Consider the following 9,865-nt stretch of genomic DNA (forward strand, 5'->3'; position numbering starts at 1 on the left):
GGGTCTGGTTCTGAGTCATAGTCTGTTCTCCCCGCTCACTTCGCCGCCGCGCGCGGGTCCAGCGCGTCGCGCAGCGCGTCCACCAACAGGCTGAAGGCGGTGACCAGCAGCGACATGGACAAGGTAACCGCCAGCATTTGCCACCAATAGCCCTGGATCAGCTCGGTGGGCGCTTCCGCCAGCATCGATCCCAGGCTGACCTGGCGCACGCCGACGCCGAAGCCGAGGAAGGACAGGATGGCTTCGTACTTGATCAGCGCCACGGTGAGCAGGGAAAACTGCACCAGCAGCAGATGGGAGATATTGGGCAGGATGTGGACGAACATCTTGCGGGCGTTGCCGGCGCCGATGGCGTCCGCCGCCTGCACGTATTCGCGGCCCTTGAGCTTCAGGTATTCCGCGCGCACCAGGCGGAAAGTGCCGGTCCAGCTGGTCAGCGCCATCACCGCGACGATGGTGGTGATGCCGCGGCCGGAGACGGCGGCGAAGGACAACAGCAACAGCATGTCCGGCACCGAGGTGAACACGCTGTAAAACCAGCCCAGCGCGTCGTCCACCCTGCCGCCGAAATAACCGGCCGCCGCGCCCAGCGCGCAGCCCACCAACAAAGCAGACACCGCGCCGAACACGCCGACGAAGATGGAGGTGGACGTGCCTTTCAGGGTTTTCTCTATCACGTCGCGGCCGCGCAGATCCGCGCCGAAGGGCAGCGCGGCGCGCTTGGCCGGCGCGGCCTGCGCGTATTCGCCCACATGCTGCCGCGCCTGTTGCAGCTCCTGGCCTATCGGGTCTTCCTCCGGCGTCATGGTGACGATGGGGGCGGACGCCTGGGCGGGCTTGGCCGGCTCCGGCGGCAACACGTCGTCGGCGGAGGCCTGCACCCAGCTGGGCGGCGCGTAGGGCACGGCGATTTCATCGGTCCAGCCGCCGCCCACCAGATTGAACCAGCCGCCGACGGCCAGCAGCAGGTAGACCGCCACGATCCACAGCGAAACAAAGCCCACTTTCTTGCGTTTCAGCCTTTGCCAGCCCAGCGCCCACAAACCGCGCGAGGGGGCGGCCGGCGCGGCGCCGGCGCTATTATGCAATGTCGTCATTTCCAGCCCTCTCTCACTTGAGCTGCACGCGCGGGTCGATCAGCTTGTAGACCAGATCGCCCAGCAGATTGAACACCATGGTGGCGATGGCGATATAGATGGTGATGGCCTTGATCACCGGGAAATCGCTCTTGTTCACCGCCATCACCACCTCGTTGCCCATGCCGGGAATGCCGAAGAAGCTTTCCAGCACCAGCGCGCCGATCAACATATAAGGCAGCGACATCATCACGCTGGTCACCACCGGGATCAGCGCGTTGCGCAGCACGTGCTTGAGCATCACCGCGCGTTCGGACAGGCCCTTGGCGCGCGCGGTGCGCACGTAGTCCTGGCCGATTTCCTCAACGAAGAAGCTGCGGTAGAAGCGGATGTCCGGCCCCAAGGACACCATCAGGCCCATCAGCAGCGGCAGCGGCACGTAGACGAAGAGATTGACCCAGAAGGCATCCCCCCAGCCGCGCACCGGGAACCAGCCCATTTTGAAGGCCAGGAAATACTGGCCGGCGATGATGTAGACCAGCGCGCTGACCGACATGGCCACGGTGCAGGCGATGGTGACGATGTGGTCGGTCAGGCCGCCGCGGAAATAAGCGACCAGCGCCGCCAGCGGGATGGCGATCAGCAGGTCCACCACCAGCATGGCGCCGGTCAGCGTCAAGGACGGGCCGACGCGGCTGCCGATGATGTCGGCCACCGGCTGCTGGGTGGACCAGGAGGTGCCGAAGTCCAGCGTCAGCACCTGTTTGACGAAGATCCAGAACTGCTGCGGCAGGCTCTGATCCAGGCCCAGCTGGGCGCGGATATTGGCCAGCACGTCCGGCGTCAGGTGCTTGCCGGCCAGCACCAGCGACGGATCGCCTCCCACCAGGGTGAACAGGGTGAAAACCAGCAGCATGACGCCAAACAGGGTTGGGATCATCTGCAGGATGCGACGGATGATAAAAGCGGACATGATGTTCTCCTCGCCTGCCGCTTACTTCTGCACGTCCAGGAAACGCCAGATGTAGTTGTAGTTGGGATGCAGCTTGGCGCCGCGCACCCAGGGCTGGATCAGCGTGTTGCGGAAACGGGTGTCGCTGAAGGCCCAGGGCGTGTCCGCCATCACGATCTTGTTCATCGCGTCGTACAGCCGGTTGCGTTCCGGGCCGTCTTCCAGATTGCGCGATTGCTCGTACAGCCGGTCATAGCGCGCGGACTGGTAGCAGGCGTAGTTGACGCCGCCGGTATTGGGGCCGTACAGCAGCTGGACGAAGTTCTCGCCGTCCGGGAAGTCCGCGATCCAGGCCGCGCCGTTCATGCCGAACTTGCATTCGCGCTGCGCCTTGATCTGTTCGTTCCACTGCATCACGCGGAAGTCCACGCGCACCTTGATCAGATCGAAGGCTTTCTGCCAGTACTCGTTCCATTGCTTGTCGATGGCGGTGGGGCCGGTCAGGAAGTCCACCACCATCGGCGCGCCGTTTGGCTGGCGGCGGTAGCCGTCCGCGCCCTTTTTGTAGCCGAAGCGGTCCAGCAAGGCGTTGGCCAGCGCCGGGTTGTAGGGGAAGGCGCCGCGGAAATCCGGGTTGTGGCCGGCCACATTGGGCGGCACCACGTACTGGACCTTGACCGCCTGGTTGCGGCGGATGTCGCGTATGGTTTCGTCGGTGTTGAAGGCCATGGTGATGGCGCGGCGCAGCGCGATCTTGTCCTTGCCGTAGCCGCCCACCACCGGGTCTTTCATGCCGAAGGCGTAGAAGGTGATTTCCTCGTCCAGGCTGCGCAGCAAGCGGACGCCCTGGCGCTGGAGATCCGGCTTCAGCTCGGCCCGCCACGGATTGCTCGGGTCCATGCGCAGCAGCTGCCGGATCAAGGGCTGGGGAATGCCCACCAGGTCCAGCTCCGCGCTCTTGAACGCCAGCCAGGTGGGCTGTTCCTCCTGGATCACCGACACTTCGATGCGGCCGATCTGCGGGTAGCTTTTGCCGTTCATCTCGCGGGCGACGCGCTGGTCTTCCGGATTGTCGCCCGGCGGGTAGTTGAAAGTCTGCTTGCGGAAATGGGGGTTGGCCACCAGCGAGATGTGGGTGCCCGGCTGCCATTTGGCCAGCATATAGGGACCGGTGCCCACCGGGTGGGCGTTGGTGTTGCTGCCGTAAGCCTCCACCGCCTCGCGCGCCTGGCCTTGCACAAAGGGCGCGGCCAGGATGTATTTCAGCGCCGGGTACGGCTGGGTCAGCTTCAGTTGCAGGGTGTAGCGGTCCAGCGCGCGCACGCCGGCCACCGGCGCGTCGTAGTTGATCTTGCCGCCGGCGGGCTTGGCCCAGGCGTCCAGGCCGACAAACTTGCCGGCCACCAGATCGCTGATCGGCGAGGCGACCGCCGGATCGATCAGCCGCTTGAAGGCGTAGACGTAGTCTTCCGCCGTCAGCTCGCGCTTCTTGCCCTTGAAGGCCGGGTCCGGCGCGAAGTACACGCCTTTTTTCAGGGTGAAGGTATAGGTTTTGGCGTCGGCGCTGACCGTGGGCATGGCGGTGGCGACATTGGGCACCACCTTGACCGGCCGCGCCAGGTAGTCGAAGGTCAGCAGCGGGTCGAAGATGTGTTCGATGATGGCGCCGGAATAAATGTCCGAGGTCTTGGACGGGTCGAAACCGGTCTCCGGCGCGTTGAAGGCCACATGCAACACCTTGTTCATGTCGGCGGCCTGCGCCGACACGCCTCCCCACGCCATCAGCGCCAGCAGCGCGCATCGCTTCAGGCTCATGATTTTCTCCTTTGTTGTCGCTTCGGCCTGGCGTCTTGGACCGGCCTGCTTATTATGTCGCCGCTCTAGCGGCTCTTAGAACGTGTTTACGATCTCGCGAGCTAAGGCGAGACAAGGCGGAAACGAGCGAAAAAGCGGAATGTACAGGTGGTACATGAGCATTTTGAGCTTGGTTTTAACGCCCATTTCTATCCATCCCGCCGACGCGCAGCAGATCGTAAACAGGTTCTTAACACTCATGAACAAGGTGCGCCGGCGCTGCTTGTTGACAAGCGGCGGCGGCGACGCCATCGTAAAAGTATCCCTTCAAACCACCTCAGGCGGACGCCGTCTCCCCCCGCCTGGCACATTGCTCAGGAGCGCCTCATGAAAACAACGCTAGCGCTGTCCCTGCTGGCCGCCAGCCTGCTGACCGGCTGCGCCACCCAGGCGGGTTACGCGCAAAAGGTCTACAGCTGGCACGGCCGCGACGTCAACGAGATGCTGGCGCAATGGGGCGCGCCCACCAGCCAGCTGACCATGCCCAACGGCAATCAGCTCTACACCTACCGCAGCGCCTACAGCCAGGAAATGCCCTATCAGGGCGGTTTCTACAACTACCCCTGGGGCTTCAGCGGCGGCGGCTCGGTGTATTACCGCTGCACCACCAACTTCGTCGCCGATCCCAAAACCCATACCATTCAGTCGGTGAGCTTTGAGGGCAATGACTGCGTGGCGCCCCCTAAAAATTAAACACCGTCCTCGCCAAAAGAAAGAGCCTGCGCAAACGCAGGCTCTTTTCGTTTCAATGTTCGGCCGCCGGCTGGTGCGCCGGCTTGCCGCCCAACAGGCGGCGCACCCGGCTGCGCAGGCCGTCCAGATAGGTGTAGACCACCGGCACCACGATAAGGGTCAGCACGGTGGAGGTCAGCAAGCCGCCGATGATGGCGTGCGCCATCGGCCGGTTGCTTTCCGAACCGTCGCCGGTGCCCAGCGCCAAGGGCAGCATGCCGAAGATCATCGCCAGGCTGGTCATCATGATGGGGCGCAGCCGCACCCGGCCGGCCTCGACGATGGCCTGGTTGCGCTCCATGCCTTCGCGCCGCGCCTGGTTGACGAAGTCCACCAGCAGGATGCCGTTCTTGGCGGCCAGGCCCATCAGCATGATGATGCCGATCACCGAGAACATGTTCAGCGTGGAGCCAAACAGATACAGCGAACAGAACACGCCGACGAAGGCCAGCGGCAAGGCCATCATGATGGTCACCGGCAGCGTGAAGCTGCGGAACTGCGCGGCCAGGATCAGATAGATGAAGATCACCCCCAGCGCCAAGGCCTGCACCGCGTAGCCCAGCGATTCCTGCATGTCCTTTTGCTGGCCGCCCTGCACCAGCATCACGCCCGGCGGCAGCTTCAGGCCTTCCACCAATTGATGCACCTCGGCGGAGACGGTGCCGGCGTCGCGGCCTTCGATATTGGCCAGGATGGTGATCTCGCGCATCATGTTGACGCGCTTGATCTGGCGCGGGCTGATGCCCTGCCGGGTCTCTATCAGCGAGGACAGCGGGATCATATTGGCCGCGCCGTGCGCATCCGGCCGCCCGGCCACGGTCAGCGCGTCCAGCAGCTCCTGACGGCGCTCGGACTTGGGCACCCGCAGCTTGACGTCGTAGTTTTCGCCGTCCGGCGCTTCCCAGGTGGTGACCGCGTTGCCGGCCAACAGGATGGACAGAGTCTTGCCCACGCGGGCCAGGTCCACGCCCAGGCTGGTGGCGGCGTCGCGCTTGAGCACCAGGTTCAGCGCCGGGTCGCCTTCGCTGAGGTTGGATTCGATGTCGCGCACGCCGTGGATCTTGCCCAGCCGGCGCATCAGGTCTTCCGACACCGCGCTCAGTTCGCGCAGATCGCTGCCGCGCAGGCCCACCTTGACCGGCTTGCCCTGCTGCTGCTCGTTGGCCACGGATTTGATGGTGACGCCGGCCACCGGCAGCACCCGCGCGCGCGCGTCGGCGATCACCTGGCCCAGGGTGCGCTGGCGGCTGTTCTTGTCGCCGATGTCCACCGTCACCGAGCCGTCGTTCTTGCCGGCGCCGAAATTGCCCTCGCCCACATTCATCGAGATCGACTTGATTTCGGGAATGCCCTTCACCGCCGCCGCCAGTTCATGGCCCTTGGTGGCGGTGTATTCCAGCGCCGATCCGGGCGCAGTCTGGTAGCTGATGGTGAATTTGCCGCTGTCGCGCTCCGGGATGAACTCGCCGCCGATGCCCGGCACCAGCGCGAAGCTGGCGACGGTCAGCAGCAAGGCCGTGCCCAGCACGGTCTTGCGGTGGCCCAGCGCCCAGCGGATCACGCCGACGTAACGCTCCGACAACCGGTCCAGCGAGCTTTCGAAGGCGTCCAGCATCCGCCCCAGCGGGCCGCGATGCTTGTCGCCGTGGTGGTGCGGATCGTGCCAGATGGAGGACAGCATCGGGTCCAGCGTGAAACTGACCAGCATGGAGATCAGCACCGCCACCGCCACGGTCAGGCCGAACTGGTGGAAGAACTTGCCGATGATGCCGCCCATGAAGCCCACCGGCAGGAACACCGCCACCACGGTCAGCGTGGTGGCCAGCACCGCCAGGCCGATTTCATTGGTGCCGTCCAGCGCGGCCTGATAATGGCTCTTGCCCAGGCCGGCGTGGCGCACGATGTTTTCGCGCACCACGATGGCGTCGTCGATCAAGAGGCCGATGGACAGCGACAGGGCCAGCAGGGTCAGCATGTTCAGGGTGAAGCCGAACATCTGGATGGCGAACAAGGTGCCGATCAGGGACACCGGCAGGGTCAGGCCGGTGATCACGGTGCTGCGCCAGCTGCCCAGGAACAGGAAGACGATCAGCACGGTCAGGCCGGCGCCTTCCAGCAGCGTGGATTCGACGTTGTTCAGCGACTTCTTCACGTCCTCGGCGGTGTCGTAGGTGTAGCGCACCTGGACCCCGGCCGGCATCTGGTTCTTCAGCTCCGCCACCCTGGCCTTGACGCCCTCGGCCACTTCCACCACGTTGGCGCCGCGCGCGGCGCGCAAGTCCAGCGACACGCCGGGCCGGCCGTCTATCAGCGAGATGCTGGACTGCTCGGCCTCGGTGTCGGCCACGGTGGCGATGTCCTCAAGCCGGATGGGCGCGCCGTTGCGGTAGCCCACCGCCAGTTGCGAGAAGTCGTCGGCGGATTTCAATTTGCCGGCGACGCGGATCGCCCACTCCTTGCTGACCGCCGACACCGAGCCGGCGGGGAAATCCTGGTTGGCGGCGCGCAGCGCGTCGGCCACGTCCTGCAGGGACAGGCCGGAGGCCTCCAGCCGCACCGGGTCCACGTCGACGCGAATCTCGCGGCGCACGCCGCCGATCAGCTTGACGTCGCCGACGCCGGCCACCATCTGCAGCCGCTTTTTCAACACCTTGTCCACCCAGGTGGTCAGTTCGCGCGGCCGGGTCTGGTCCGAGGTCAGCACCAGGGTCAGCATGGGGTTGTCGTTGGGGTCCACCTGAGACACGGTGGGCGCGGAGATCTCGCGGCGGAACTGGCCCTGGATGGCGCCTATCTTGTCCCGCACGTTCTGCACCGCCGACACCGGATCCACCGACAGCTCAAACTCCACCACCACGGTGGAATTGCCTTCCATGGAATAGGAGCGGATTTCCTTGATGCCGTTGATGGTGTTGACCGCCTCTTCCACCGGCTTGGAGATTTCGCTTTCCACCACTTCCGGCGAGGCGCCCGGATAGTCGGTGGACACCAGGGCGATGGGGAAGCGGATGTCCGGCATTTCCTCCACCGCCAGCCGCTGCCAGGAAAACAAGCCCAGCACCACCAGCGTCATCATCAGCACGGCGGCGAAATAGGGATTGCGGACACTGATTCGGGTCAGCCACATGCTGCGCCCCTCCGCTTAGAGTTTGCTGCCCGGCAGGGAGACCGGATCGCCGGCCTTCACCCCCACCAGGTCCACGGCGATCACGTGCTCGCCCGGCTTGACCCCGGACACCGCCGCCAGCCGGTCCGCCTCGGAACGCAGCAACAGTTCCACCGGCCGCCGCTCCAGCCGGCCCTGGCGCGCCACCAGCACCCAGGGCTGGCCGTCCGGATCGTGAATAGCCGGCAGCGGCAGCACGATCTGGTCGCTGATCTGGCGCAGCACAATGCCGCCCTTGGCGAACTGCCCGGCCTTCAGCTTGTACTCCGGGTTCTTCACGCGGATGTACAGGGTGAAGCTGCGGGTGCCCGCCACCGCCACCGGATTGATGCGCACCACTTCGCCGCGCTGCGGCTCGGCCAGGCCGTCCACGCTGAAGCCGGCCTGCATGCCGGGCTGGATCTGCGAGATCAGCCGCGCCGGCACGGTGGCGGCGATTTCCAGCACCGACAAATCGGCGATGGCGAACAGCACCGCGTTCTTGCCGGCCACTTCGCCGGGGTTGATCTTGCGCTCGTAGACCACGCCGTCTATCGGCGCGCGGATCTGGGTGTCCGCCAGCAGCCGGCGCGCGCGCGCCAGCTGGGTGGCCTGGGCCTTGGCCTCTCCCTCCTTCACCCGGTAATCGCTGTCGAATTCGTCATAGGCGATCTGCGAGATGAAGCCCTTGTGCAGCAGCTCGCGCTGTTTTTCCAGTTTGACCTTGGCCAGGCGCAGCCGCGCCTCGGTGTTGGCCACCTGGGCGTTCTGCTCCGTCACCGATTGCGACAGCACTTCGGCGTCCAGCACCGCCAGCACCTGACCGCGCTTGACCGCCTCGCCCTCGCGCACGCGCACTTCCTTGACCCGGGCCTCCACCTCGGCGGCCACGGTGCCGCTGGTCAGCGCGTTGAGCGATCCGGTGAAGGCGATCGTCGCCGCCAGCGCGCGCGGCTTGGCCGCCATCACATCCGCGGTGGACAGCGCCCGCGCCACCGGCGCGGAGGCCGCGGCCTTGCCGGCGGCGCCCTCCTTGGGCGGGTCGGACGGCTTGGCGCCGCAAGCCGCCAGCGTCAACGACAAGAGCGGGACTATGACAAATCGTGTGTTCATCTGTTTTGTTCTTTTCTATGGTTGAGCCGCCTGCGACGCGGGGCTCGGACACGCGCTATCGGCCGCCGCGTCAGGCTCGGCGGCCGCGCATCCAGGACGATGAAACGACGCAAGATTCCCCCTTGCGCCGGCGCGGCCGGACCAGGGCCGCTCGGCATCATCCCACAGGCTTCGCCGCGGGATATGCCATTGTGTGGTCGTATTGTCTTGTTGTTGTGAAACGTGGGCGAACAAGCCTCAGCCAAGCATTTGGGCGGCCTGACTGCGGCCGCCCGTTATCATGCCACAACACTATCCATTAAACATATGTCATTGCACAAACTGCTCGGAGCCCACGATGCCCAATTTAGTCACCCCCAAACGCTGAGATTCCGCCAGCACCATCGCCACCGGCTCATACCCCGCGTCCTTGTTCGGCTTGATGTGGAACTCCGGCTGCGGCGCCCGCGCCGCCGCTTCCGTCAGCTTCTTCTCCAAAGCCTCCCGGTTCGCCAAACGTTCTCCGTTCCACAAGATCCCGTTGTCCGCCGCAATGTCGATCTGCACCACCACCGGCTTCTCCATCGGCTTCGCCGGACTGCTCACCGGCATGTCCAGCTTCACCGCGTGCGTCTGGATCGGGATGGTGATGATCAACATGATCAGCAGCACCAGCATCACGTCGATCAAGGGCGTGGTGTTCATCTCCACCATCAGCTCGTCGTCGGACGAGCCTACATTCATTCCCATCTTCGTTCTCCTTCGGTGACCTCGACAAACCTGCTGCGCGGCTCGATAGCTGCGTTGCTCCGTGCTCGCTCCCTCGCTGTACTACTTGTACTATCTCGGTCGCTCCGCGCGGTGCGCCTTGCTCTCGTGCCGCTCGCTACGGTTTTTCGAGGTCCCCGTTCAATTGCGCGGCGGCGGTTCGGTAATAAAGGCGATCTTCACGATGCCCGCCTGCTGCACCGCCAGCACAATCCGACCGATCGGGCTGTACTTCGCCGCCAGATC

Annotated in this window: 7 protein-coding genes; 1 reads left to right on the forward strand and 6 read right to left on the reverse strand. The window is 64.9% G+C overall.

Annotation, left to right across the window (positions count from 1 at the left end; genetic code table 11):
- Positions 1 to 35: 35 nt before the first annotated feature.
- From NK214_RS24375 to NK214_RS24385, 3 genes are read right to left on the reverse strand one after another with little or no spacing between them, the layout of a single operon-like run.
- Positions 36 to 1,097 (reverse strand): ABC transporter permease, encoded by a 1,062-nt coding sequence (locus NK214_RS24375; protein WP_253315736.1) that lies wholly within the window; start codon positions 1,095 to 1,097, stop codon positions 36 to 38.
- Positions 1,098 to 1,110: 13 nt separating this feature from the next.
- Complete coding sequence (locus NK214_RS24380) at positions 1,111 to 2,049, reverse strand: ABC transporter permease (RefSeq protein ID WP_107799538.1); 939 nt, start codon at positions 2,047 to 2,049, stop codon at positions 1,111 to 1,113.
- 21 nt (positions 2,050 to 2,070) lie between these two features.
- Positions 2,071 to 3,843 (reverse strand): ABC transporter substrate-binding protein, encoded by a 1,773-nt coding sequence (locus NK214_RS24385; protein WP_227107755.1) that lies wholly within the window; start codon positions 3,841 to 3,843, stop codon positions 2,071 to 2,073.
- Positions 3,844 to 4,209: 366 nt separating this feature from the next.
- Between NK214_RS24385 and NK214_RS24390 the strand changes: the two genes are divergently transcribed.
- Positions 4,210 to 4,575, forward strand: a complete 366-nt coding sequence (locus NK214_RS24390; RefSeq protein ID WP_253315737.1) for a hypothetical protein — start codon at positions 4,210 to 4,212, stop codon at positions 4,573 to 4,575.
- Positions 4,576 to 4,627: 52 nt separating this feature from the next.
- On the opposite strand, the gene NK214_RS24395 is transcribed toward NK214_RS24390, so the two are convergent.
- The 3 genes from NK214_RS24395 to NK214_RS24405 all read right to left on the reverse strand — a co-directional run bounded on the left by NK214_RS24395 (position 4,628) and on the right by NK214_RS24405 (position 9,601).
- Positions 4,628 to 7,741, reverse strand: a complete 3,114-nt coding sequence (locus tag NK214_RS24395) for an efflux RND transporter permease subunit (RefSeq protein WP_253315738.1) — start codon at positions 7,739 to 7,741, stop codon at positions 4,628 to 4,630.
- Between the two features lie 15 nt (positions 7,742 to 7,756).
- Positions 7,757 to 8,872 (reverse strand): efflux RND transporter periplasmic adaptor subunit, encoded by a 1,116-nt coding sequence (locus NK214_RS24400; RefSeq protein ID WP_227107753.1) that lies wholly within the window; start codon positions 8,870 to 8,872, stop codon positions 7,757 to 7,759.
- 309 nt (positions 8,873 to 9,181) lie between these two features.
- Positions 9,182 to 9,601: a biopolymer transporter ExbD gene (locus NK214_RS24405; protein ID WP_227103648.1), complete on the reverse strand. Its 420-nt coding sequence runs from the start codon at positions 9,599 to 9,601 to the stop codon at positions 9,182 to 9,184.
- Positions 9,602 to 9,865 lie beyond the last annotated feature (264 nt).

This window comes from Chromobacterium sp. S0633 (assembly GCF_024158805.1).
Lineage (GTDB): Bacteria > Pseudomonadota > Gammaproteobacteria > Burkholderiales > Chromobacteriaceae > Chromobacterium.